Raw genomic sequence first — 22,751 nt, 5'->3', positions numbered from 1 at the left:
CACGACATCTGTTCGCGCAGCATCCCGACGGGGGGAGAAAACAGAGATGCATGCACCGACGAACCCGAGCTTCCGGGGCGACCGGATCCGGGACGGCGAGGGCGCCCGGCATGTGACGCAGAAGATCCTGATCACCGTGGTGACGGGCGGCGGCGTCTATCTGCTCACCAATGTCGTCGGACCGTCCGAGGAGGACGGCCCGTGGCAGCTCGTGCTGTCCGTGCTGTGCGGCGGCATCGTGCTGATCGTGCAGTTCCTGGCGTCCTTCGTCAGTCAGCTGGCCGATCTCAGGGAGTCGGTCGACAAGCGGTTCGCCGACATAGGCGAGGCGACGAAGCTCTTCACCGAGGTGGAGAAGCTGCGCGGCGACGGGGTGCCCCGGCTCGCCGAGCACGCCACCAAGGTCGTGTCCATGGGGCCCGACATCCTGCACGAGTTCGCGCACACGGAGATCGACCGTCTCGCCGCGCAGATGGAGGACTTCACCAACCTCAGCGCCGAGTGCGCGGGCGAGAACCACGACTGGCTCCTGACGCTCACCAAGTGCGCGAGGACGAGCATCGACGCCATCAGCACCACCGTCGTCGACGACGGGTTCTGGAACACCGAGCCGGCCGGACGCTATCTGACCGCCCAGCGTGAGGCGATCCTCGAACGGCGCATCTCGGTGCGGCGCCTGTTCATCGTGAAGCGGCCCGAGGAACTGGCCGCCCTGGAACCGATCTGCGCGGAGCAGCGGGAGATGGGCATCCAGGTCCAGGTGGTGGCCCTGGAGGAACTCCCGCTGTTCCTGCGCCGCGGCAAGATGATCGACTGCATCGTCTTCGACGGGGTGCTGTCGTACGAGATCCACGCGGACCAGCTCAGCGTGAACACCTCGACGACGGTGAACGCCCGGGCCGACGAGGTCCAGCCCCTGATCCGCCGGTTCGACCAGCTGTGGGAGGCCGCCGCCGCGGGCACGTCGCCGAACGGCCTTCCCGACAGCGTCAGGCTCAGGCCCGAGGGGTCCTAGGGCGCGTCTGACGATTCCCGCCGGGCGAAGTGTCGGACACGCCCTAGCCCAGCGTCTCGGCCAGCAGCCCGGCCGTTTCCACGATCAGTTCGTGGTCGTAGGCCGCGTCCCGGGCCGGCTTGGTGAGCTGGACCACCAGGACGACGGGGGTGCCGTCCGGGGTCCAGGCGATGCCCGCGTCGTTGTTGGCGCCGTACCAGCCGCCGCCGGTCTTGTCGGCGAGCGTCCAGGTCGGGGGGAGCCCGGCGCGGAAGCGGTTGGCGCTGGTGACGGTGCCGAGCATCCAGTCGGTCAGGCGCCGGCGGTCGGCCGGGGCCAGCGCGTCGCCGAGGACGAGCCGGGCGTACGTGCGGCCGATCGCGTACGGGCTGGTGGTGTCCGTGATCCGGTCCGGTTCGGCCGAGTTGAGCTCCGGCTCCCAGCGGTCGAGCCGGGTCACGCGGTCGCCGACGGAGCGGGCGAAGCGGGTGAGCGCGGCCGGGCCGCCCAGCTCGCGCAGAAGCAGGTTGCCGGCCGTGTTGTCGCTGCGCTGGATGGCCGCGGCGGACAGCTCGGCGATCGTCATGCCGTCGGCCACATGCTCCTGGGTGACGGGGGAGTTCTCCACCACGTCCGCCGCCGTCCAGAAGACGCGGCGGTCCGGAGTTCCCTCGGGCAGGTCCCGCAGGACGGCCGCCACCGCCAGGGTCTTGAACAGGGAGCAGACCGGGAAGCGCTCGTCGGCGCGGTAGCGGACCGAGCGTCCGGTGCGGACGTTGTGCGCGAACACACCGAGGCGGGCGCCGTGCCCGGCTTCGAGGTCGCGCAGGCGGTCGGTGACGGGGTCCGTGGCGGCCCCGGCGGGACCCGCGGTGAGCAGGGCGGCCGTGGTGGCCGCGCCGGCCGTCAGCAGGGTGCGGCGGGTGGGCCTGGGGGAAAGGTGCGAGCTTAAGATCGTTCTCTCCGTCCGTCGAGGATCATGGTCTCTTCTGTCACGGACGTCTCTCCGCTCCCGCCGGTTGCGCCGCCGCCGGTCACGCGCGCCCCGTCCGGGGGATCGTGGCGGGCGGGCGCACCGCTCCTCCGGCGTAGGCGAGAATGGGCGCATGAGCCTGTTCCGCGACGACGGCATCGTGCCCCCCACCCGACAGCCGGGTGCGGCGGACCGCGGCATGCCGCACCCCCGGCAGGCCGCCCCCGGCGGTGCCCGATGAGTCTCTTCCGGGACGACGGCATCGTTCTGCGGACCCAGAAACTCGGCGAGGCCGACCGCATCATCACGCTGCTCACCCGCGGGCACGGCCGGGTGCGGGCCGTGGCGCGGGGGGTACGGCGGACGAAGTCCAAGTTCGGCGCCCGCCTCGAACCCTTCTCCCACGTCGACGTGCAGTTCTTCGCGCGGGGCAGCAGCGAACTGGTCGGACGCGGGCTGCCGCTGTGCACGCAGAGCGAGATCATCGCTCCCTACGGTGGCGGGATCGTGACCGACTACGCCCGCTACACCGCCGGGACGGCAATGCTGGAGACCGCCGAGCGGTTCACCGACCACGAGGGCGAACCGGCCGTCCAGCAGTACCTGCTGCTCGTCGGGGCGCTGCGGACCCTGGCCCGCGGTGAGCACGCCCCGCACCTCGTCCTCGACGCGTTCCTGCTGCGCTCGCTGGCCGTCAACGGATACGCGCCGAGCTTCGGCGACTGCGCCAAGTGCGGAATGCCGGGACCCAACCGGTTCTTCTCCGTCGCGGCCGGCGGCTCCGTCTGCGTCGACTGCCGGGTGGCCGGCAGCGTCGTACCCTCGCCACAGACCCTGGTCCTGCTGGGTGCGCTGCTCACGGGAGACTGGGAGACGGCGGACACGTGCGAGGCGCGGTACGTCCGGGAGGGCAGCGGGCTGGTGTCCGCCTATCTCCACTGGCACCTGGAGCGCGGGCTGCGCTCACTCAGGTACGTAGAGAAATAAGCAAGCGAGAGTCAGAGGAGACGAGAGGCACATGGTGGTACGCGGGTTCCTGGGGCGGCAGCGTCGTGAGTACCGGACGCCGGAGCCGCACCCGTCCGGCGCGCGCCCGCCGAAGCTCCCGGGCGAGCTGATCCCCGAGCATGTGGCGATCGTCATGGACGGCAACGGCCGCTGGGCCAAGGAGCGCGGGCTGCCGCGCACCGAGGGGCACAAGGTCGGCGCCGAGCAGGTCCTCGACGTCCTGCAGGGCGCGGTCGAGATGGGCGTGCGCAACATCTCGCTGTACGCCTTCTCCACCGAGAACTGGAAGCGCTCGCCCGACGAGGTCCGCTTCCTGATGAACTTCAACCGCGACTTCATCCGCAAGACCCGCGACCAGCTCGACGAGCTCGGCATCCGGGTGCGCTGGGTGGGCCGGATGCCCAAGCTGTGGAAGTCGGTCGCCAAGGAGCTCCAGGTCGCCCAGGAGCAGACCAAGGACAACGACCGTCTCACCCTGTACTTCTGCATGAACTACGGCGGCCGGGCGGAGATCGCGGACGCGGCGCAGGCGCTCGCCGAGGATGTGAAGGCGGGCCGGCTCGACCCGTCGAAGGTCAACGAGAAGACCCTTGCGAAGTACCTGTACTACCCGGACATGCCGGACGTCGACCTGTTCCTGCGGCCGAGCGGTGAGCAGCGCACCTCCAACTACCTGCTCTGGCAGAGCGCGTACGCGGAGCTGGTCTTCCAGGACGTCCTGTGGCCCGACTTCGACCGCCGTGACCTGTGGCGCGCGTGCGTCGAGTTCGCGTCCCGGGACCGCCGTTTCGGCGGCGCGGTCACGAACGAGGAACTCCTGGCCATGGAGCGAAGGAGCGGGGACCAGGAGGTCACCTCCTAGCCTTCGCGCGTTCACCCGGCCCGTCGACGCTGCGGGGGATCAGTCCACCCCCGGTCTCCCGCTCGCTCGGCGTGCGTGTCCTCAGCCCGTCCGGCGCTTGAGGACGAGGCCCGTTCAGGGCCGACGGCGGGGGTCCCGGGGGCGCAGCCCCGGGGTCCGGTCACCCCACCCGGCCCGTGCCGCACGACAGCTCAGCCGCCGGAGGCACCCGCGCAGTCGGAACACGTGCCGAAGATCTCCACCGTGTGGGCCACGTTGACGTAGCCGTGCTCCGCGGCGATCGCCTCGGCCCACTTCTCCACCGCCGGGCCCTCCACCTCCACGGCCTTGCCGCAGACGCGGCAGACGAGGTGGTGGTGGTGCTCGCCGGTGGAGCACCGGCGGTACACCGACTCGCCGTCCGAGGTGCGCAGCACGTCGACCTCGCCCGCGTCGGCGAGGGACTGGAGGGTGCGGTAGACCGTGGTCAGGCCCACCGAGTCGCCCTTGTGCTTGAGCATGTCGTGCAGATCCTGGGCGCTGCGGAACTCGTCGACCTCGTCGAGCGCCGCCGCCACGGCGGCACGCTGCCGGGTGGAACGGCCCTTCACGGGCGGTCCAGCGGTTGTCACCGTTGCCTCCTCACGTCTGCGGCTTGCCGGGCCATTGTGCCAGCACCGGCTGTGCGCGGTCAGACGCCGACCCCGTCCCCCGCCGCCCGGGTGGCCGGAATCGCGCACTCCGCCGGATCGCCGGCGGGCTGGGCCGCCGCCAGCGCGCGGGCGCGGCGGCGGGCCAGCGGCGCGGCCAGCACGCTCAGCGCGATGAACGCGGCGATGGTCAGCAGCACGATCGTCGCACCGGGCGGGACGTCCTGGTAGTACGAGGTGACCGTGCCGCCGATGGCCACCGTCACGCCGATCGACACCGCGATCGCGAAGGTCGCTGCGAAGCTGCGGCTGAGCTGCTGGGCCGCGGCCACCGGGACCACCATCAGGGCCGACACCAGCAGCAGGCCCACGACCCGCATCGCCACCGTCACGGTGACCGCCGCCGTGATCGCCGTCAGCAGGTTCAGCGCGCGGACCGGCAGGCCGGTCACCCGGGCGAACTCCTCGTCCTGGCTGACCGCGAAGAGCTGGCGGCGCAGGCCGAGGGTGACGGCGACCACGAAGGCCGCGAGCAGGCAGATCGCCGTGACGTCCGACTCGGAGACGGTCGACAGCGAGCCGAACAGGTACGACGTCAGGTTGGCGTTCGAGCCGCCCGGCGCGAGGTTGATGAACATCACGCCGCCGGCCATACCGCCGTAGAAGAGCATGGCGAGGGCGATGTCGCCGCGGGTCCTGCCGTACCAGCGGATCAGTTCCATGGTCACCGCGCCCAGGACCGAGATGGCGGTGGCCATCCACACCGGGGACCAGGACAGCAGGAAGCCCAGGCCGACGCCGGTCATCGCGACATGGCCGATACCGTCGCCCATGAGGGCCTGGCGGCGCTGGACGAGGTAGATGCCGACGGCGGGGGCCGTGATGCCGACCAGGAGGGCGGCCAGCAGCGCCCGCTGCATGAAGGCGTAGTTCAGGAGGTCCATCAGCTCAGCAGTCCCGTGCGGATCGGTTCGGCGCCCGCGGGTGCGTGCGGGTGTACGTGGTCGTGGCCGGGCAGCGCGTGCTGGCCGAGGGCGCGCGGGGGCGGGCCGTCGTGCTGGACGCAGCCGTCGCGCAGGACGACCGCCCGGTCGATCAGGGGCTCCAGGGGGCCCAGCTCGTGCAGGACGAGGAGGACCGTCGTATCGGCCGCGACCTGGTCCTTCAGCGTCCGCGCCAGGACCTCCTGGCTGGCCAGGTCGACGCCCGCCATCGGCTCGTCCATGATCAGCAGTTCGGGTTCGGCGGCCAGGGCGCGGGCGATGAGCACGCGTTGGTGCTGGCCGCCGGAGAGGGCGTCGACGTTGTCCCTGGCCCGGTCGGCCATGCCGACGAGGTCCAGGGCGTGCCGTACGGCCTCCCGGTCGGCCTTGCGGAAGACGCCGAAGCGGGTGCGGGAGAGCCGGCCGGAGGAGACGACCTCCGTCACCGTGGCCGGGACCCCGCCGGCGGCCGTCGTGCGCTGCGGGACGTATCCGATCCGCGCCCAGTCCCGGAACCGGCGCTGCGGGGTGCCGAACAGCTCGACCTCCCCGGCAGTGACCGGGACCTGCCCGATCACGCTGCGTACGGCGGTCGACTTGCCCGAGCCGTTCGCGCCGAGCAGGGCGACGACCTCACCGCGCCGCACGGTGAGGTCGATGCCCCGCAGCACCGGACGCGAGCCCAGCTCGGCGCGGACACCGCGCAGGGAGATGACGGACTCCGACGAGACGGACTCCGATGAGCCGGACTCGGCCTTCGCGCCGGTGACGCTCGCGTCCATGACGCCCTCCGTAGAGATCACTTCGTTCCCAGCGCTGTCTTCAGCGCCTCGAGGTTCGCCTCCTGGACCGAGAAGTAGTCCGTGCCCCGGGACTTCTTCGTGATGCCCTCGATCGGGTCGAGGACATCGGTCTTGAGGTTCGCGTCGGAGGCGATGGTCTTCGCCGTCTTGTCGCTGACGAGCGTCTCGTAGAACACGGTCGTGACGCCGTCGGCCTTCGCCATCTTCTCAAGCTCCTTCACGCGGGCGGCGCTGGGCTCCGACTCGGGGTCGAGGCCGTTGATGGCCTCCTCGGTCAGGCCGTAGCGCTCGGCGAGGTAGCCGAAGGCGGCGTGCGTGGTGACGAAGACCTTGGTCTTCGTGTTCGCGAGCCCGACCTCGAACCGGGTGTTCAGGGCGTCGAGCTTCTTCACGAGGGCCGCGGTGTTCGCCTTGTAGTCGGCCGCGTGCTCCGGGTCGGCCTTCTCGAAGGCCTTGCCGACGCCCTCGGCGACCTGGGAGTAGCGCACCGGGTCGAGCCAGATGTGCGGGTCGAGGCCGGACAGCTCCTCGTTCTCGTGGTCGTCGTGCTCGGCCGCGTGGCCGCCGACCTCGTTGCCGTGCTTCTCCAGCGTGGTGAGGGAGGCGGCGTCGATCTTCGTCTTGATCTCGGACTGGGCCACCGCGTCGTCGACGGAGGGCTGCAGGTCCTTGAGGTAGAGCACCGCGTCGGACTCCTGGAGCGCGGCGGTCTGCCGGGCGCTGATCTCCAGGTCGTGCGGCTCCTGGCCGGGCTCGGTCAGGCTGGTGACGTTCACACGGTCCCCGCCTATCTGCTCGGCGAGGAAGGCCATCGGGTAGAACGACGCGACGACGTCGAACTTGTCCGTGTTGGCCGCGGCCGCGCTGTCGGAGGAGCAGGCGGAGAGGGTGGCGAGGCCGAGGGCGGTGGCCGCCGCGACCGCGGTGCCGGATATGAGTCGTCGTCGTACGTTCATGACAGTCATTTTCAACAAATATGGAAACCGTTGTCAACAAGGCCTGGTAACGGCTGGGTAAGGGTCTGGGTAGGGATCCGATTTGGTCGAGGGGGAGTCCGCGCCGGTACCCTGAAGTCTTCTCTGGAAGCGCATCTCGCTTCGCCGCCCGTCGTCGTTATGAAGAGAGCACCGTGGCCGCCGACAAGATCGACACCATCGTCAGCCTGAGCAAGCGCCGTGGCTTCGTATTCCCGTGCAGTGAGATCTACGGCGGCCAGAAGGCCGCCTGGGATTACGGACCGCTGGGTGTCGAGCTCAAGGAGAACCTGAAGCGCCAGTGGTGGCGCTACATGGTGACGTCGCGCGAGGACGTGGTCGGCATCGACTCGTCCGTCATCCTGGCCCCCGAGGTCTGGGTGGCCTCCGGCCACGTCGCCACTTTCTCCGACCCGCTGACCGAGTGCACCTCCTGCCACAAGCGGTTCCGCGCGGACCACCTGGAAGAGGCGTACGAGGCCAAGCACCACCGCCTGCCGGAGAACGGCCTGGCGGACGTGAACTGCCCCAACTGCGGCAACAAGGGTCAGTTCACCGAGCCCAAGCAGTTCTCGGGTCTGCTCTCCACCCACCTCGGCCCCACGCAGGACACCGGCTCCATCGCCTACCTGCGCCCCGAGACCGCCCAGGGCATCTTCACCAACTTCGCCCAGGTGCAGACCACTTCGCGCCGCAAGCCGCCGTTCGGCATCGCGCAGATGGGCAAGTCCTTCCGCAACGAGATCACGCCCGGCAACTTCATCTTCCGCACCCGCGAGTTCGAGCAGATGGAGATGGAGTTCTTCGTCAAGCCGGGCGAGGACGAGAAGTGGCAGGAGTACTGGATGGAGCAGCGCTGGAACTGGTACACCGGCCTGGGCCTGCGCGAGGAGAACATGCGGTGGTACGACCACCCGAAGGAGAAGCTCTCCCACTACTCCAAGCGCACCGCTGACATCGAGTACCGCTTCCAGTTCGGCGGCAACGAGTGGGGCGAGCTGGAGGGTGTCGCCAACCGCACCGACTTCGACCTCTCCGCCCACGCCAAGGCCTCCGGCCAGGACCTCTCCTACTTCGACCAGGAGGCCCAGGAGCGCTGGACCCCCTACGTCATCGAGCCCGCGGCCGGTGTCGGCCGCGCGATGCTGGCCTTCCTCCTCGACGCCTACATCGAGGACGAGGCGCCCAACGCCAAGGGCAAGCTGGAGAAGCGGACCGTCCTGCGTCTCGACCACCGTCTGGCCCCGGTGAAGGTCGCGGTCCTGCCGCTGTCCCGCAACCCCGAGCTGTCGCCCAAGGCCAAGGGCCTCGCCGCCGCGCTGCGCCAGAACTGGAACATCGAGTTCGACGACGCCGGCGCCATCGGCCGCCGCTACCGCCGCCAGGACGAGATCGGCACGCCGTACTGCGTGACCGTCGACTTCGACACCCTGGACGACAACGCGGTGACCGTCCGCGAGCGTGACTCGATGAAGCAGGAGCGTGTGTCCCTCGACCAGATCGAGAGCTACCTCGCCGGCCGCCTGATCGGCTGCTGACCTCGCGTTCTCGCTTCCTCGCCCGACGAGTGCCGGGTCCCTTACGAGGGGCCCGGCACTCGTCATTCGCCGCCGGCCACCACCCCTCCCTCGTCCCGGTCCGGGGCGGGGCGGCGAAGACCCCGCCCGAGGGGTGCCGGCGTTAGGCGCTGAGGCCCGGGGGCACTTCGTCCGTGGCTACAGGTCCACGTCCGTGTAGAGCGCCGCGTGGTCCGAGGCCGCGTTCACCGGCGAGGTCACGGAGTCGAAGGACTTGATGCCCTCCGCCGAGATGCCACGGGTCTCCAGGCCCACGTGCTGCACCTCCGGCCACAGCTCCGGCGACAGCAGGAGGTAGTCGATCTTGTTCTGCTCGCTCTTGCACTCGCCGTAAGTGCCGGGCAGGCCGTGGTAGGAGCGGTGGCTCATCACGTCTCGCAGACCGGCGTCCCGCAGGAGCGCGGCCGGGTCGCTGTCCGGGTGATCGTTGAGGTCCCCGGCGACGATGACGTGCGGGGTGCGTTCCAGTGCGGCCCGGTAGATCTCCGCGACCCGCTCCGCCTGGGCCAGCCGTAGCTCCGGGTCGTCCTGGGACTTGCTCTTCAGGTGGTTGCCGAGCATCACCAGGGGCGTGCCGTTGAGCTGGATCTCGAACTCGGGGCAGTCGCGGCTGAAGAGGCGCTGGCTGGGGCGTTCCGGGTTGGTGTCGAAGACGTGGGTCCGGATGGACGTGATCGGGTGCCGGCTGAGGATGCCGATGTCGATCCCCCGGGGGTCGTTGCCGTCGATCAGCAGGGCGTAGGGGTACGGCCGCCTCCCGAGTGCCCCGGCGAGCACCTGCGTGTTGAAGCGCTCCAGGGTGAGTCGGTCCTCGACCTCCACGGTGAGCAGGATGTCGGCGTCGACCTCCGAGACCACCCGGCCCGTGTTGTGCACCGCGTCCAGGTCGAGATCGTCCCGCCCCAGTTCGGCCCAGCCCGCCCAGGAGGCGCGGCCGGCGGCGATGACCTGGATGGTGACGTTCTTTCCTGACCCGGACTTGTTGAACAGTCTGGATTCCTCGCTGAAGCGGGGCTGGTTGACGAAGATCGGCGGCGGGTCCTTCGGGTCGGTGTCGTATGCCCGGTGCTTCTTGATGATCCGCTCGATCTCCGTCCTGTCCTTGTCCCCGTACGTCTTCAGATCGAGGAGGGCGGCCAGCGTGGCGAAGTCGTCGAGGATCACCTTGCGCTTCGCCGGATCCTTGATGCGGAAGGCCGTGGGTCGGCGGAAGAGGTTCTCCATGTTGAAGGTGGCGATGCGAATGCTCATGGCAGACCTCCATGGCGGCGCGGAAGGGCCGCTCGGCCGGCGGCAGGCGCCGCCGAGGTGACTGCGCACCGACATCTCTCATTGTCCTCGGACCTCCCGTCCCGTCGACCGGACAGATATCGGATGGCGGACGACGGATGACGGATGACGGATGGCAGGCGACGGATGACGGACGGCGGATGACGACTGTCAGATGACAGATGTTGAAATCTGTCATCTGTCATGTCAGGCTGGTGGGCATGACGATGCGAACCCGTTCCCTCGGCACCACCGGTCCTCAGGTCTCCGCCCTCGGCCTCGGCTGCATGGGCATGTCCGCGCTGTACGGCGACGCGGACCGGACCGAGGGCATCGCGACGATCCACGCCGCCCTCGAGGCCGGCGTGACGCTGCTCGACACCGGCGACTTCTACGGCATGGGCCACAACGAACTGCTGATCGGCGAAGCGCTGCGCTCCGCACCCGCCGCCCGGCGCGAACAGGCGCAGGTGAGCGTGAAGTTCGGCGCCCTGCGCGACCCGGACGGCGGCTGGAGCGGCTACGACGGCCGTCCGGCGGCCGTCAAGAACTTCGCCGCCTACTCCCTCCAGCGCCTGGGCGTCGACCACATCGACGTCTACCGCATCGCCCGGCTCGACCCCGACGTGCCGATCGAGGAGACGGTCGGCGCGATCGCCGAACTGGTCGAGAAGGGGTACGTCCGGCACATCGGCCTCAGCGAGGTCGGCGCCGAGACCATCCGCAAGGCCGCCGCCACCGCGCCGATCGCCGACCTCCAGATCGAGTACGCGCTGATCTCACGCGGCATCGAGCGGTCGATCCTGCCGGTCACCCGGGAGCTGGGGATCTCGATCACCGCGTACGGCGTGCTGTCGCGCGGGCTGATCTCCGGGCACTTCACCCCCGACCGCAAGCTCGCCGCGAACGACTTCCGGCTCTACTCGCCGCGCTTCCAGGGCGACAACCTCCAGCACAACCTGAACCTGGTGGAGGCCCTGCGGAAGATCGCCGAGCAGAAGGGCGTCTCCGTCGCGCAGATCGCGATCGCCTGGGTGCTGGCCCAGGGCGAGGACATCGTGCCGCTGGTCGGCGCCCGGACCAGGGAGCGGCTGGCGGAGTCGCTGGGCGCGCTGGACGTCGTCCTGGAGACGGCCGACCTCGCCGCGATCGAGGACGCCGTCCCGGCCGACGCGGCCGCCGGTGACCGCTACTCCGCCGCCGCGATGGCGCACCTCGACAGCGAGCGCTGACCCGCTCTCCGGGTACGGTCTGAGCATGTCACCGACCACCGAGACCCTGACCGCCGAGCGCATCCTCGAGGCGACCGAGGAGGTGCTGCGCCGCCACGGACCGGCCAAGGCCACCGTGGTCGACGTGGCGCGCGCGCTCGGTGTCAGTCACGGCAGCGTCTACCGGCACTTCCGGACGAAGGCGGCGCTGCGCGAGGCGGTCACGAAGCGGTGGCTGGACCGTACGTCCGAGACCCTCTCCGCCATCACCGCCGACGCGACCCGCGCCCCGGAGACCCGGCTGCGCGACTGGCTCGCGGCCCTCTTCGAGGCCAAGCGGCGCAAGGCGGGCGACGACCCCGAACTGTTCGCCACCTACATGGTGCTGACCGGGGAGACCGGCGAGGTGGTCGGCGAGCACCTCGCCGACCTGACCGGCCAGCTCACCCGGATCATCGAGGCGGGAGTGGCGTCGGGCGACTTCGCCGTCCCCGACCCGAGGACCACCGCCGGCGCCGTCTTCCAGGCCACCGGACGCTTCCACGACCCCGGCTACCACCGGGTGTGGGAGCGACCGGGTGCCCAGGAGGACTTCACGGCGCTGGTGGACCTGCTGCTGCGCGGACTGCGGAGGCAGGCCTGATGTCCCCGACGATCCGCCGGGCCGTGATCCCCGCCGCCGGTCTGGGCTCGCGGCTGCTGCCCCTCACCAAGGCGATCCCGAAGGAGATGCTCCCCGTCGGCGACAAGCCGGTGATCGAGCACACCGTGCGCGAGCTGGTGGACTCCGGCATCACCGACATCACCATCGTCGTATCCGGCGGCAAGAGCCTGATCCAGGACCACTTCCGCCCCAACCCGGCCCTCGTCGAGCAGCTCCGCGCCGACGGCAGGACGGCCTACGCGGACGCGGTCGAGGAGGTGGCCGAGCTGGCTCGCCAGGGCCATATCACCTACCTGGACCAGCGCGGTCCGTACGGCAACGGCACGCCGGTGCTGAACGCCGCCCGCTCCTTCGGGGACGAGCCGGTCCTGGTGCTCTGGCCCGACGACGTCTTCGTCGCCGAGACCCCCCGCGCCCAGCAACTGATCCGCGCCTACGAGCAGACCGGCTGCCCGGTGCTCGCCCTGCTGCCGATGGACCCCGCCGACTCCCAGCGCTACGGCGTCCCCGTCGTCAAGGAGGACCTCGGCGACGGGACCCTGCGCATCACCGGCCTGGTCGAGAAACCCGACCCCGCGCGGGCACCGTCGGCCTATGCGGCCATCGGCGGTTACGTCGTCACCCCCGGCATCATCGACGAACTGCGCGAGCAGACCCGCCGCTGGTACGAACACCGGACCGGTGAGATCTACCTGACCGACGCCATCAACGCCTACGCCCGCGGCCGCGCGGTGTACGGCCAGGTCATCCAGGGCCGCTGGTACGACACCGGCAACCCGGCCGACTACCTCGTCGCCCAGCTGGCCCACGCGCTGGCCCACCCCGAGTACGGGCCGGTGCTGCGGGCCCTGGTCAGCGACCTCGACTCCCGCGGCGACCGCGCCGCCTCCCTCGCGCCGACCGGGGAGCGGTCGAGCCGGTTCCCGCCCGCGTAGGCGCGGCGGGTTCAACGCGGGAGCACCCAGCCCGGCGCCCAGGTCCCGGCGGCGTCGTGGCCGGCCGCCGTGGCGTCGAGGTGGGCGCGGAGGGTGGCCAGCGCCGGGTGGGGGTTGTCCCGGTGCCACAGGAGCGAGTGCGGATAGACGGGTGTCGGGTCGGTCACCGGGATGAGGCGCAGGCCGTGACCGGAGGGCCAGACGAGACGGGTCTGTCCCCCCATGAAGGTGGCCAGGGCCGGGGTGTCGGCGATGGTGTCGAGAAGGGCGTCGGAGCCGAAGTTGGGGCCGGTCGCCTCGATGGTGAGGCCGAACTCGGCGACGAGGTCGTCGTAGTAGGCGGTCCACTCGGTTCCGGGGGCGAGACCGGGCATCCAGATCCGGTGCCCGGCGAGCTGGGCCAGCGGCACCGACCGGGCGCCCGCCAGCGCGTGGGCGGAGCCGGTGAGGAGCTGGAGCGGCTCGTCGAGCACCCGGACGGACGCGATGTCCTCGGGCAGCGCCCGCCCGGGCGCGGCGACGGCGCGGAAGGACGCGTCGATCGCACCGGACCGGATGGCGGCGACGGCCGTCTCGATGTCGAACAGCATCACCACGTCGAGGTCGATCTCGGGGTGGGCGCGGTGGAAGCCGCGCATCAGGCCCGTCGCCGCGCCGCGCGAGGCGATCACGTCGACGCGCAGCGGACGGTGGCCGGTGCGCACGGACGCGACCGCGCGCTCGGTGACGCGCAGCAGCTCGCGTGCGTGGGGCAGGAAGGCCTGCCCGTCGATGGTGAGCTCGGCGCCGCGCGGGGTGCGGGTGAACAGCCGCACCCCGAGGCTGCGCTCCAGCGCGGCGATGCGCTTGGAGACGGCCTGCTGGGTGATCGCCAGCTCGGCGGCGGCCTCCTGGAACTGCCCCGCGTCGGCGGCGACGACGAAGGTCCGGACGGTGTCGAGATCCATGGCGACACCCTAGGGATACAACCGATGGTTGTGGTCGAGCGGTCCCGCGGTTGTTTGATCCCCGGTCGGGGTGCTCGCTTTGATGCCTTTGGACGCGGATCGGTTGTGCGGATGAGGGGCGGGGAGCGGCGGGCATGAGAAGCGGGCATCGGCTGGGGCGGCGGTTCGCGTGGCTCTGGGGAGCGTACGCAACCAGCGCGCTCGGCACCTGGCTGGCCTTCGGCGCCTTCCCGCTGATCGCGGTCCAGGTGCTCGACGCCGGACCCGCCGAGGTCGCCGCGCTCGCCTCCGCGGGGGCCGCGGTGGGCGCGGTCGTGGCGGTGCCGCTCGGCCCGTGGGTGGAGTTCCGCCGCAAGCGGCCGGTGCTGATCGCGACGGACCTGGTGCGGTGCGCGGCGCTGCTGACGATCCCCGCCGCGTACGCGTTCGGCGTCCTCGGCTTCCTCCAGCTCCTGCTGGTCTCGGTGGTCGTCGCGGCGGCCGACATCACCTTCCGCGCCGCCTCCGGCGCCTATCTGAAGACACTGCTGCCGGCCGAGGACCTGCTCGTGGCCAACGCCCGGTTCGAGTCCACCACCTGGACGACCACGATCATCGGCCCGCCGCTGGGCGGCGTGGCGATCGGGCTCCTCGGTCCGGTGGCGACAGTGGTGGCCGATGCGGTCAGCTACCTGCTCTCGGCCCTCGGCCTGCGCGCGATGGGCGGGCACGAGACGCCGGCCGAGGGCCGGGAGGTCACGCGGATGCGGGCCGGGGACCTGCTCGACGGCTGGCGGTACATCCTCGCCGACGCGGCGCTGCGTCCCCTGTTCCTCAACACCGCCCTCTTCAACGGCCTGGTGATGGCCACCCAGCCGCTGCTGGCCGTACTGATGCTCGGCAGGCTCGGCTTCACACCGTGGCAGTACGGCCTCGCGTTCGCCGCACCCGCGATCGGCGGGCTGCTCGGTTCACGGCTGGCCCGACCCCTCGTCACCCGGTTCGGGCAGCACCGGATTCTGGTCGGGTCGGGGGTGCTGCGCGCGATCTGGCCCGTCGGCCTGGCGTTCCTCGGACCGGGCACCGGCGGGCTGCTGCTGGTGGTGGGCGTCGAACTCGGGCTCATCTTCTGCTGCGGGGTCTTCAACCCCGTGTACGCCACCTACCGCCTCGAGCGCACCCCCACCGGCCGGGTCACCCGCACACTGTCCGCCTGGGCGGTGACCACCAAGGCGACGACCGCGCTCCTGACCGCCGTCTGGGGCCTGCTCGGCGGCCTGCTCGGCCCGCGTACGGCCGTCGGCCTGGCCGGAGTGCTCCTGCTGGCCACCCCGCTGCTGCTGCCGCGGGGCGGGATGGCGCGCCTTATCGAGCCGGAGCCCGGACCGCGGCAGGGGCAGGAGACAAGGCCGGAGCCGGAGCGACCACCGAACCGTGTTTGACGGCCCCGGTGAGTTCGCGGGCGTTTTCCCTTCGTCGTCCCCATGCCCCCCCGGGGCGGCCGAAAGTCATCGCGGCTCGCGGCCCTCCGAGGGGTCCACCGTCGCCTGATGTGCCTCGGCGAGGTGTTCCTCGGCCTTCAGCCAGGGCAGGAACTGCGCCCCCTTGCGCCAGCCGCAGGTGTCACATCTGATCGTGCGCTGCACTCCCGCGCGACGCACTCTGACGACATGCTCCCGCCCGTGCTGGTCCCAGCGGCTGACCTTGCTCGTGTTGATCTCCAGCACCACGCCTCCCGAAATCCCGGCCAGCAAGGAGTGTGCAGCAATACCAACATCAACAGGGGTTTCGTCCGGTCGAGTTGACCAAGCCGTTCCCGAGGCCGGTCCGGGGCACCGCCGTCACCCCACCCCGCGCGGCAGCCGCAGGCTCAGCAGTCCCGTCACGACGACCCCGCCCAACTGCACGGCCAACGTGGTGACCAGGGCGTCCCGCATGCCCATCCCCGGTACCAGGGACAGGAACAGGGTGCCGAGAGTGGCCACACCCAGCGCCAGCGAGGCCTGTTGGGTGGTCACCATCACCCCGCTGCCGACGCCCGCGCGGGCCGGCGGCACCTCGGACATCACGATCCGCATGACGACGGGCAGCTGGAGAGCCTGCCCCGCACCGGCGACCGCCGCGCCCGGCAGCAGCTCGACGAAGCCGATGTCCGGCCAGTCGGCGCGCACCGCCAGCAGGATGAGGACGACACCCACGCCCTGCACCACCGAGCCCGCGGTGACCACCCGGGCCCCGAACCGCGTCACCAGCCGTGGTCCGGCCAGCGAGACGAGGAAGAAGGCCAGGGCCATCGGCGCGAGCGCCAGACCGGCCGGCACCGGGCCCAGCCCCGCCCCGCTCTGGAGCGCCACGGCGACGACGAACATGAACCCGCTGAAGCCGATCGCGAACGGCACCATGATCGTCAGTCCGCGCCGCAGCGTGGTGAGCGCGAACAGGCTCGGCGGCACCAGCGGGGTACGGCCCTGCCGGTCGGCCCGCCGCTCCACCGCGAGGAACGCGCCCGTCACGAGCGGGAACGCGGCCAGCGACAGCCACGTCCACAGCGGCCAGCCCGCCGCCCGACCCTCGGTGAGCGGGGCGAGCAGCGTCAGCAGGGCGGCGGCGAGGAGCACGGTGCCGGGTCCGTCCGCGGGCTCGGGGCGCTGCGAGCGCGTCTCCGGGACGGTACGGACGGCCAGCACGAGCCCGACGACCACGACCGGGACGTTCACCAGGAACACGGACCGCCAGCCGCTGCCGGCGAGGTCCGCGGCGACGAGCACACCGCCCAGGATCTGGCCCGCGACCATGGACAGCCCGGCGGTCGCGCCGTACAGGCTCATCGCCTTGGCCCGGCGCGGCCCCTCGGTGGACGACTGGATGGTCGCCAGCACCTGCGGAACCATCGCGGCGGCCGACGCGCCCTGCGCGACCCGCGCCGCGACCAGCGACCACGCGTCCGGCGCGAGTCCGCAGGCCAGCGAGGTCAGGCCGAACGCGGCCATGCCGCCGAGGAAGAGCCGGCGCCGGCCGAACAGGTCACCGAGCCGGCCGCCCAGCACGAGCAGCACGGCGTACGCGAGCCCGTACCCGGCGACGACGAGTTCGAGGACGGACTCGCTCGCGGCGAGATCCCGGCCCATGGTGGGCAGCGCGACGTTGACGATGAAGAAGTCGATCAGGGGCAGTGCCGCGCCGAGCAGCACGGTGAACAGCCCGAGCGGGCCGAGCGCGCGGGGCGCCGCGGCCGTCCGTGCGGCGGCTGGGGTGGCGATGGTTTCAGTCACGCTCCCGAGCCTGCGCCGCCGCCCAGACGGGTACCAGATGCTTCTTATCCTGGTAGAAGGAGTACCTGGCAACAGGGTCCGGGCGGCCGCACGCTGGAGGCATGACGACGATGGCCCAGGAAACACGCGCGCGCGAGGCTCAGGGGCTCCGCGAGGCCCAGCGGAACCGCGAGGCGGGGGAGGTCCGCGAGGCGGGGGAGGTCCGCGAGGCGCGCGGGACCGGTGGCTCGGAGATCCGGCGCCACGAGCTGGCCGCCTTCCTGCGCAGCCGCCGCGAGCGGATCACGCCCGAGCAGGTGGGTCTCCCGCGCGGAGCGCGCCGCCGCACCCCGGGGCTGCGCCGCGAGGAGGTCGCCCATCTCTCGGCGGTGGGCGTCACCTGGTACACCTGGCTCGAACAGTCCAGGGACATCCAGGTCTCGGTCCAGGTCCTCGACGCCCTCGCCCGCACCCTGCTGCTCGACCCGAGCGAACGGGCGCATCTCTTCCAGCTGGCCGCCGCGACCGACCCGACCCCCGCCTCGTCGTGCACCGGAATCACCGACGCCGTCCGCGAGGTGCTCGACCAGCTCGACCCGCTGCCGGCCTGCGTCCAGAACAGCCGCTACGACATCCTGGCCTACAACCGCACCTACGCCCGTCTGCTCTGCGACCTCGACGCGATCCCGCCCGAGGACCGCAACTGCATGATCCTCGTCCACACCCATCCGCAGTGGCGCGAGTCGGTCGTCCACCTCGACGAGACCATGCGCCTGATGGCGGCGAAGCTCCGCGCCTCCATGGCCGGCCATCTCACCGAGCCCGCCTGGAAGATGCTGGTCAAGCGGCTCCAGTCGGAGTCCCCGGAGTTCCGCGAGAACTGGGAGCGCTACGAGGTGGTCGCGACCCGCAGCAAGACCAAGCAGTTCCGCAACCCGCACGTCGGCCTTCTCGACCTCACCCACACCGACCTCTGGCTGAGCCCGGAACTCGGGGCGCGGCTGGTGACGTACGCGCCGGCGGACGAGGTGACGCGGGAGCGGCTGGAGAAGCTGTACGCGTTCGCGCGGACCGCCTCCGCGGAGAGCGGGGGAAGCGCCGGGGCCGCGGAGCGCGCGGGAACCGCGGAGATTGCCGGGGGCGCCGGGGCCGTGCGGCGCGGGGTCAGGCGCTGAGGCCCGCCGCCTCCCGGACCTCCGGCGACTCCAGGCGTCGCGCGGTCCGCTCCGCCGTCCGCCGGGCCCAGGGCCCGGTGGTCACGGCGCCCAGGACGAGTACGACGGCACCGCAGCCGGTGAGGATCCACCAGCCGGGGACGGCGGCGGAGACGAAGGTGTCGCGGTACGCCGAGGTGCTCACGCCCGTCGCGAGGACCGCGCCGATCACCGCGACGCCCAGCGTCTGGCCCAGCTGGCGGCTGGTGGAGGCGACCGCCGCCGCGACGCCCGCCTGACCGCGCGGCATACCGGACACCGCCGTGTTCGTGATCGGCGCGTTCACGAACCCGAAGCCCACGCCGAAGAGCACATACCCGAGGAACAGCGTCACGTCGGACGTCTCCGCCTCGAAGACGGCGAACAGCAGCCCGCTCGTCGTGATCGCGGCGCCCGAGACGAGCAGCGGCAGCCGCGGTCCCCGGCTGCCGACCAGCCGTCCGGACAGCGGGGCGCACAGGAACATCGGCACGGCCATGGGCAGCATCCACAGCCCCGCGTGCAGGGCGTCGAGGCCCCGGACGTTCTGGAGGTACAGCGTGGACAGGAAGAGGAAGCCGCCCAGCGCGGCGAACGCGGCGACCGCGACCACGGTGGCCCCGCTGAACGGGACGGACCGGAAGAAGCGCAGGTCGACGAGGGGTTCGGCGCGCCGGGGCTCGTACAGGAGCAGGCCGATGAGCGCGGCCAGCGCCACCGCGGCGAAGGGGAGGCTGGTCGAGGCGCCCGCCTCCGGTGCCTCGATGATCGCGTAGGTGAGGGGGCCGAACAGGGCGATGACCAGCAACTGGCCGACCGGGTCGGGGCGGCGGGCCTTCGGCGCGCGGGACTCGGGGACGTACCTCAGTGTCGCCAGCAGGGCGACCAGGCCGATCGGCAGGTTGAGCCAGAAGATCGACCGCCAGCCGACGGACTCCACCAGGAGCCCGCCCAGCAGTGGGCCAGCGGCCATCGAGATGCCCACCACCGCGCCCCACACCCCGATGGCGCGGGCCCGCTCGCGGGGGTCGGTGAACGTGTTGGTGATGATCGACATGGCGACCGGGTTCAGCATGGATCCGCCGACCGCCTGCACCATCCGGGCCGCGATCAGCAGCTCCAGGTTCGGGGCGAGCGAGCACAGCAGCGAGCCGATCGTGAACACGACCAGCCCGGCCATGAAGACCTTCTTGCGGCCGATCCGGTCGGCGGTCGATCCCGCGAGCATCAGCAGCACGGCCAGCACGAGCGTGTAGGCGTCGATCGTCCACTGGAGGCCGGCGGTGGAGGCGTGCAGATCGCTCTGCATCGCGGGCAGGGCGACATTGAGAACGGTGACGTCGAGACTCACGATCAGCAGGCTCATGCAGCAGATCGCGAGAACCAGCAGACGTCGGCGGGGGCTGAGCTCGGGCATGCGGATCATCGTACGCCGATATCAATAGTGCGCCTAACTAATGGTAGCTACATGATCCGTCGGCGGCCGGGCGGAACGTGCGGCCGGGCACACCGTCCGATGCGTGACAATGGGTGGATGCCCACGACCGCGCCCGCGCAGAACACGACCCTCCGGATCGGCCCGCACACCGTCACCCCGCCGGTCGTCCTGGCCCCCATGGCCGGGATCACCAACGCTCCCTTCCGGACCCTGTGCCGGGAGTTCAGCGGGGGCAAGGGCCTGTTCGTGAGCGAGATGATCACGACCCGGGCGCTGGTCGAGCGCAACGAGAAGACCATGCAGCTGATCCACTTCGACGCGACCGAGAAGCCGCGCTCGATCCAGCTGTACGGCGTCGACCCGGCCACCGTCGGCAAGGCCGTCCGCATGATCGCGGAGGAGGACCTCGCCGACCACATCGACCTGAACTTCGGCTGCCCGGTCCCCAAGGTGACCCGCAAGGGCGGCGGCTCCGCGCTCCCCTTCAAGCGCCCTCTGCTGCGGGCGATCCTGCGCGAGGCCGTGAGCGGGGCCGGGGACCTGCCGGTGACGATGAAGATGCGCAAGGGCATCGACGACGACCACATCACCTACCTCGACGCGGGCCGTATCGCCGTCGAGGAGGGCGTCACCGCGATCGCGCTGCACGGACGCACCGCCGCCCAGCACTACGGCGGCACCGCCGACTGGGAGGCGATCGCCCGCCTGAAGGAACACGTCCCGGAGATCCCCGTCCTCGGCAACGGCGACATCTGGTCGGCCGAGGACGCGCTGCGCATGGTGCGCGAGACCGGCTGCGACGGCGTGGTCGTCGGACGCGGCTGCCTCGGCCGGCCCTGGCTGTTCGCCGACCTCGTGGCCGCCTTCGAGGGGCGGACCGAGGACATCGCCCGGCCCGCGCTCCGCGAGGTCGCCGACATCATGGTCCGGCACGCCACCCTGCTCGGCGAGTGGATCGGCGACGAGCCGCGCGGCGTCATCGACTTCCGCAAGCACGTCGCCTGGTACCTCAAGGGCTTCGCGGTCGGCTCCGAGATGCGCAAGCGGCTGGCCATCACCTCCTCGCTCGCCGAACTCCGGGCCGGTCTCGACGAGCTGGACCTCGACCAGCCCTGGCCCACCGGCGCCGACGGCCCCCGGGGCCGCACCTCCGGCAACAACAGGGTCGTGCTGCCGGACGGCTGGCTGAAGGACCCGTACGACTGCGCGGGCATCAGCGAGGACGCGGAACTGGACACCTCCGGCGGCTGAAGTCCCGCCGGGAACCCGGCTGCCGGGTCTCGGCGGGTGGGCGCTCCGCGGGTGGGCGCTCGGCCGGCGGGTGGGTTCAGCCCTCCGACGGATGCGGGGTGGAGCCGTATGCCGTCAGGAACTTGTCGCGGAACGAGCTCATCTTCCACACCGGGGCGTCGTGGGCCGGCTTCAGACCGTCCGTCCAGTTCCAGGCGGCGATCTTGTCGAGGACCTTCGGGTCCTTGGCGACGATCGAGACCGGCACGTCCCGGCTGGCGTTGCTGCCGCTGACCCGGGAGATGGGCTGGTGGTCGCCGAGGAACACCAGGACGGTGTCGTCGGTGCCGTAGCGCTCCAGCCACTGGGTCAGCGCGGTCACCGAGTACTGGATGGACTTGGCGTACTCCGTCTTGGACCGTGCGGAGTCGGCGATGACGTCGGAGGCCTTCTCGCCGTCCTTCTGGATGTCCTCGAAGACCGAGCCGTCGCCGAGCTCGTCCCAGCCCACCATCTTCGGGATCGGCGCCCAGGGCTGGTGGCTGGAGGTCAGGATGATCTCCGACATCAGCGGCTTGTCGCGGTCGGTGCGGCCGTGCTCCAGCCGCTGGAAGGCCTCCAGGGCGTACTGGTCGGGCATGGTCGACCAGCTGAACTTCGGCCCCTGGTAGCCCATCTGGAAGGCGTTGTAGACCTTGTCCAGGCCGTAGAACTTCTGCTCCGGCCAGCCCTTCTGCACGCCCGGCATGATGCCGACCGTGTCCCAGGCGCCGGTCTTCTGGAACGCCTTGGTCAGGGACAGGTGGTCGCTGGCCATGACCGTGCTGTACCGCTGCTGGTTGTCGACCCACAGGCCGGACAGGGTGGTGGAGTGGCCGAGCCAGCTGCTGCCGCCGTACGTCGCCGAGGTGAGCCAGCCGCTCCGAGCGCTGAAGCCGGCCTTCGCCAGGGCCCGGGTGCTGGTGTCGAGGGTCTGGTCGACGCCCGGCGCCATGCCCGGATCCTCGATGGCGCTGCGGCCGTAGCTCTCGATGAAGGTGAAGACGACGTCCTTGCCGCGCAGGTCCGGCACGAGCTGGTCGGCCGGGGTGGCGCCGAACGTGTCGTAGCGGGCCTCCTTCCCGAACGCGGCCTCGTCCCGGAGGGTGTCCCGGACCTGCCTGGCCTCGTTGGCCAGCGCGTTCGCGGTGCGGTAGGAGGCGACAGGCACCCCGGCGTTCTGCAGGCCCACGACGGAGCAGGTGACCCAGACCGTGGCGGCGATCAGCGTGCCCCGGGTCGCCGCCCGGGTGTTGCGCGCCATCAGGTTGCTGATCCGGACCGTCGCCAGGGCCATGACCGTGAACAGCAGACCGATGAGCAGGACCAGGCCGACCGCGGCGCCGACGGCCGTCGCCCGCCCCATCGAGTCCGCGATGTAGGACTGGGCGTCGTCCAGCAGGCCCCAGTCCAGGACGAGGTTGAAGTCGCGGCCCAGGTACTCCACGAACCCCATGTCGAGCAGATTCAGCACGGTCAGCGCCCCGAGGAGCACACCGCCCACCGCCGCGACCACCGCCCGCGGACGACGGGGCAGCGCCAGCAGCAGGGCCGCGCCGATGATCGCCTCCCCGGGCAGTCGCGTGAACCGGTTGGCCTGGAGCGCGACAAGCCGGTTCGGCAGTACCAGGGCGCCGAGGACGAGGACCAGGGACAGCACCGTCACCGTCCACCACAGCACCTGCGCGGCGCGCGGACGACGCGTCCGCCAGGCCCGCCAGTGCGCCACGCGGGCCCGGAGACCGCGCGGAGCCGACGCCGACGGAACCTCGGAAAGAGCCTCGTCGGAGGG

General features: G+C 71.2%; 21 protein-coding genes. 10 read left to right on the top strand and 11 right to left on the bottom strand.

Annotation, left to right across the window (positions count from 1 at the left end; genetic code table 11):
• The first annotated feature begins 46 nt into the window (after window positions 1-46).
• Window positions 47-1,015: a hypothetical protein gene (locus ASD48_RS04295; protein WP_057599983.1), complete on the top strand. Its 969-nt coding sequence runs from the start codon at window positions 47-49 to the stop codon at window positions 1,013-1,015.
• 43 nt (window positions 1,016-1,058) lie between these two features.
• Here the strand turns inward: ASD48_RS04295 and bla are convergent, their stop codons facing one another.
• On the bottom strand, window positions 1,059-1,949 hold the full coding sequence (gene bla / locus ASD48_RS04290; protein WP_057600995.1) for a class A beta-lactamase: 891 nt from the start codon (window positions 1,947-1,949) through the stop codon (window positions 1,059-1,061).
• 255 nt (window positions 1,950-2,204) lie between these two features.
• Here bla and recO point away from each other — a divergent pair, with 255 nt between their 5' ends.
• Window positions 2,205-2,954, top strand: a complete 750-nt coding sequence (recO, locus tag ASD48_RS04285; protein WP_057599982.1) for a DNA repair protein RecO — start codon at window positions 2,205-2,207, stop codon at window positions 2,952-2,954.
• 31 nt (window positions 2,955-2,985) lie between these two features.
• On the top strand, window positions 2,986-3,837 hold the full coding sequence (locus ASD48_RS04280) for an isoprenyl transferase (protein WP_057599981.1): 852 nt from the start codon (window positions 2,986-2,988) through the stop codon (window positions 3,835-3,837).
• Window positions 3,838-4,028: 191 nt separating this feature from the next.
• On the opposite strand, the gene ASD48_RS04275 is transcribed toward ASD48_RS04280, so the two are convergent.
• The 4 genes from ASD48_RS04275 to ASD48_RS04260 are packed head-to-tail and all read right to left on the bottom strand — an operon-like array spanning window position 4,029 to window position 7,208.
• Window positions 4,029-4,448, bottom strand: coding sequence for a transcriptional repressor (locus tag ASD48_RS04275; protein ID WP_028806487.1), 420 nt, complete (start codon window positions 4,446-4,448; stop codon window positions 4,029-4,031).
• A gap of 59 nt (window positions 4,449-4,507) precedes the next feature.
• Complete coding sequence (locus ASD48_RS04270) at window positions 4,508-5,410, bottom strand: metal ABC transporter permease (RefSeq protein WP_057599980.1); 903 nt, start codon at window positions 5,408-5,410, stop codon at window positions 4,508-4,510.
• Window positions 5,410-6,231 (bottom strand): metal ABC transporter ATP-binding protein, encoded by an 822-nt coding sequence (locus tag ASD48_RS04265; protein WP_057599979.1) that lies wholly within the window; start codon window positions 6,229-6,231, stop codon window positions 5,410-5,412. The genes ASD48_RS04270 and ASD48_RS04265 overlap by 1 nt, the downstream gene beginning before the upstream one ends.
• A 17-nt stretch (window positions 6,232-6,248) precedes the next feature.
• The gene (locus tag ASD48_RS04260; RefSeq protein WP_057599978.1) at window positions 6,249-7,208 is read right to left on the bottom strand and encodes a metal ABC transporter substrate-binding protein; all 960 of its coding nucleotides are present in this window, start codon (window positions 7,206-7,208) and stop codon (window positions 6,249-6,251) included.
• A 173-nt stretch (window positions 7,209-7,381) separates the two neighbouring features.
• Here ASD48_RS04260 and ASD48_RS04255 point away from each other — a divergent pair, with 173 nt between their 5' ends.
• Window positions 7,382-8,764: a glycine--tRNA ligase gene (locus tag ASD48_RS04255; RefSeq protein ID WP_057599977.1), complete on the top strand. Its 1,383-nt coding sequence runs from the start codon at window positions 7,382-7,384 to the stop codon at window positions 8,762-8,764.
• A 177-nt stretch (window positions 8,765-8,941) separates the two neighbouring features.
• Here ASD48_RS04255 and ASD48_RS04250 read toward each other — a convergent pair whose 3' ends face one another.
• Window positions 8,942-10,054: an endonuclease/exonuclease/phosphatase family protein gene (locus ASD48_RS04250; protein WP_057599976.1), complete on the bottom strand. Its 1,113-nt coding sequence runs from the start codon at window positions 10,052-10,054 to the stop codon at window positions 8,942-8,944.
• 239 nt (window positions 10,055-10,293) lie between these two features.
• Between ASD48_RS04250 and ASD48_RS04245 the strand changes: the two genes are divergently transcribed.
• Genes ASD48_RS04245 through ASD48_RS04235 form a run of 3 tightly spaced genes read left to right on the top strand, consistent with a single transcriptional unit; the run spans window position 10,294 to window position 12,882 of the window.
• Window positions 10,294-11,304 (top strand): aldo/keto reductase, encoded by a 1,011-nt coding sequence (locus ASD48_RS04245; protein ID WP_057599975.1) that lies wholly within the window; start codon window positions 10,294-10,296, stop codon window positions 11,302-11,304.
• Window positions 11,305-11,329: 25 nt separating this feature from the next.
• Window positions 11,330-11,926 (top strand): TetR family transcriptional regulator, encoded by a 597-nt coding sequence (locus ASD48_RS04240; RefSeq protein WP_057599974.1) that lies wholly within the window; start codon window positions 11,330-11,332, stop codon window positions 11,924-11,926.
• Window positions 11,926-12,882 (top strand): UTP--glucose-1-phosphate uridylyltransferase, encoded by a 957-nt coding sequence (locus tag ASD48_RS04235; protein WP_057599973.1) that lies wholly within the window; start codon window positions 11,926-11,928, stop codon window positions 12,880-12,882. Before ASD48_RS04240 ends, ASD48_RS04235 begins: the two co-directional genes overlap by 1 nt.
• Window positions 12,883-12,893: 11 nt before the next feature.
• On the opposite strand, the gene ASD48_RS04230 is transcribed toward ASD48_RS04235, so the two are convergent.
• Window positions 12,894-13,829 carry a LysR family transcriptional regulator gene (locus ASD48_RS04230; RefSeq protein WP_057599972.1) on the bottom strand — a complete coding sequence of 312 codons (936 nt, stop codon included), beginning with the start codon at window positions 13,827-13,829 and terminating at the stop codon, window positions 12,894-12,896.
• A 134-nt stretch (window positions 13,830-13,963) separates the two neighbouring features.
• Here ASD48_RS04230 and ASD48_RS04225 point away from each other — a divergent pair, with 134 nt between their 5' ends.
• Window positions 13,964-15,250, top strand: a complete 1,287-nt coding sequence (locus ASD48_RS04225) for an MFS transporter (protein WP_057599971.1) — start codon at window positions 13,964-13,966, stop codon at window positions 15,248-15,250.
• 66 nt (window positions 15,251-15,316) lie between these two features.
• Here ASD48_RS04225 and ASD48_RS04220 read toward each other — a convergent pair whose 3' ends face one another.
• Both ASD48_RS04220 and ASD48_RS04215 read right to left on the bottom strand, forming a co-directional pair.
• Complete coding sequence (locus ASD48_RS04220; RefSeq protein ID WP_020132980.1) at window positions 15,317-15,535, bottom strand: hypothetical protein; 219 nt, start codon at window positions 15,533-15,535, stop codon at window positions 15,317-15,319.
• Window positions 15,536-15,649: 114 nt separating this feature from the next.
• Window positions 15,650-17,080 carry an MFS transporter gene (locus tag ASD48_RS04215; RefSeq protein WP_057599970.1) on the bottom strand — a complete coding sequence of 477 codons (1,431 nt, stop codon included), beginning with the start codon at window positions 17,078-17,080 and terminating at the stop codon, window positions 15,650-15,652.
• A gap of 101 nt (window positions 17,081-17,181) precedes the next feature.
• Between ASD48_RS04215 and ASD48_RS04210 the strand changes: the two genes are divergently transcribed.
• Window positions 17,182-18,234, top strand: coding sequence for a helix-turn-helix transcriptional regulator (locus ASD48_RS04210; protein WP_057599969.1), 1,053 nt, complete (start codon window positions 17,182-17,184; stop codon window positions 18,232-18,234).
• On the opposite strand, the gene ASD48_RS04205 is transcribed toward ASD48_RS04210, so the two are convergent.
• On the bottom strand, window positions 18,224-19,669 hold the full coding sequence (locus ASD48_RS04205) for an MFS transporter (protein WP_057600994.1): 1,446 nt from the start codon (window positions 19,667-19,669) through the stop codon (window positions 18,224-18,226). The genes ASD48_RS04210 and ASD48_RS04205 overlap by 11 nt on opposite strands.
• Window positions 19,670-19,786: 117 nt before the next feature.
• Here ASD48_RS04205 and dusB point away from each other — a divergent pair, with 117 nt between their 5' ends.
• Window positions 19,787-20,941 carry a tRNA dihydrouridine synthase DusB gene (dusB, locus tag ASD48_RS04200; protein ID WP_057599968.1) on the top strand — a complete coding sequence of 385 codons (1,155 nt, stop codon included), beginning with the start codon at window positions 19,787-19,789 and terminating at the stop codon, window positions 20,939-20,941.
• Window positions 20,942-21,017: 76 nt separating this feature from the next.
• On the opposite strand, the gene ASD48_RS04195 is transcribed toward dusB, so the two are convergent.
• On the bottom strand, window positions 21,018-22,688 hold the full coding sequence (locus tag ASD48_RS04195) for a CDP-alcohol phosphatidyltransferase (protein WP_242432544.1): 1,671 nt from the start codon (window positions 22,686-22,688) through the stop codon (window positions 21,018-21,020).
• Window positions 22,689-22,751: the final 63 nt, after the last annotated feature.

This window comes from Streptomyces sp. Root1310 (assembly GCF_001426425.1).
In the GTDB taxonomy this organism is placed as follows: Bacteria; Actinomycetota; Actinomycetes; order Streptomycetales; family Streptomycetaceae; genus Streptomyces.
This window is presented reverse-complemented; position numbering and strand designations above follow the sequence as displayed.

Bases quoted from the DNA above. Each gene is read 5' to 3' on its own strand.
- ASD48_RS04280 (WP_057599981.1), top strand. From the start codon at position 2,986: ATGGTGGTACGCGGGTTCCTGGGGCGGCAGCGTCGTGAGTACCGGACG.
- dusB (WP_057599968.1), top strand. From the start codon at position 19,787: ATGCCCACGACCGCGCCCGCGCAGAACACGACCCTCCGGATCGGCCCG.
- ASD48_RS04260 (WP_057599978.1), bottom strand. From the start codon at position 7,208: ATGAACGTACGACGACGACTCATATCCGGCACCGCGGTCGCGGCGGCC.
- ASD48_RS04205 (WP_057600994.1), bottom strand. From the start codon at position 19,669: ATGCCCGAGCTCAGCCCCCGCCGACGTCTGCTGGTTCTCGCGATCTGC.
- ASD48_RS04230 (WP_057599972.1), bottom strand. From the start codon at position 13,829: ATGGATCTCGACACCGTCCGGACCTTCGTCGTCGCCGCCGACGCGGGG.
- recO (WP_057599982.1), top strand. From the start codon at position 2,205: ATGAGTCTCTTCCGGGACGACGGCATCGTTCTGCGGACCCAGAAACTC.
- ASD48_RS04270 (WP_057599980.1), bottom strand. From the start codon at position 5,410: ATGGACCTCCTGAACTACGCCTTCATGCAGCGGGCGCTGCTGGCCGCC.
- ASD48_RS04295 (WP_057599983.1), top strand. From the start codon at position 47: ATGCATGCACCGACGAACCCGAGCTTCCGGGGCGACCGGATCCGGGAC.
- ASD48_RS04240 (WP_057599974.1), top strand. From the start codon at position 11,330: ATGTCACCGACCACCGAGACCCTGACCGCCGAGCGCATCCTCGAGGCG.
- ASD48_RS04250 (WP_057599976.1), bottom strand. From the start codon at position 10,054: ATGAGCATTCGCATCGCCACCTTCAACATGGAGAACCTCTTCCGCCGA.
- ASD48_RS04245 (WP_057599975.1), top strand. From the start codon at position 10,294: ATGACGATGCGAACCCGTTCCCTCGGCACCACCGGTCCTCAGGTCTCC.
- ASD48_RS04225 (WP_057599971.1), top strand. From the start codon at position 13,964: ATGAGAAGCGGGCATCGGCTGGGGCGGCGGTTCGCGTGGCTCTGGGGA.
- ASD48_RS04235 (WP_057599973.1), top strand. From the start codon at position 11,926: ATGTCCCCGACGATCCGCCGGGCCGTGATCCCCGCCGCCGGTCTGGGC.
- ASD48_RS04210 (WP_057599969.1), top strand. From the start codon at position 17,182: ATGACGACGATGGCCCAGGAAACACGCGCGCGCGAGGCTCAGGGGCTC.
- ASD48_RS04265 (WP_057599979.1), bottom strand. From the start codon at position 6,231: ATGGACGCGAGCGTCACCGGCGCGAAGGCCGAGTCCGGCTCATCGGAG.